The following is a 342-nucleotide window of genomic DNA, read 5'->3' on the forward strand; positions in this document are numbered from 1 at the left end:
GAAGTATTGAAATTCAAGGACCTATATGGTGGAGCTAAGCGGGATCGAACCGCTGACCTCCTGCGTGCAAGGCAGGCGCTCTCCCAGCTGAGCTATAGCCCCATACAGTCACTGACAGAGACCTTCGATTTACTACTTTTCTTCTAGGCAAGGCGTGGTGTCGCGACGCATATTGAAATATGCAAGCGGCGCCATAACGCAGCATAGGAGAGAAGTGGTAGGCCTGAGTGGACTTGAACCACCGACCTCACCCTTATCAGGGGTGCGCTCTAACCACCTGAGCTACAAGCCTATTAAGGTATTTCTGCTCGTTACTTTTCATCAGACAATCTGTGTGGACAC

Annotated in this window: 2 tRNA genes; both read right to left on the reverse strand. The window is 50.9% G+C overall.

From position 1 onward, the window contains the following. Positions 1-26 precede the first annotated feature (26 nt). A tRNA-Ala gene (locus tag AC2AXP_RS22715) sits at positions 27-102 on the reverse strand. A gap of 113 nt (positions 103-215) precedes the next feature. Then, positions 216-292: transfer RNA gene (locus AC2AXP_RS22720), tRNA-Ile, on the reverse strand. Positions 293-342 lie beyond the last annotated feature (50 nt).

The organism is Serratia sp. Sp408 (assembly GCF_057180665.1).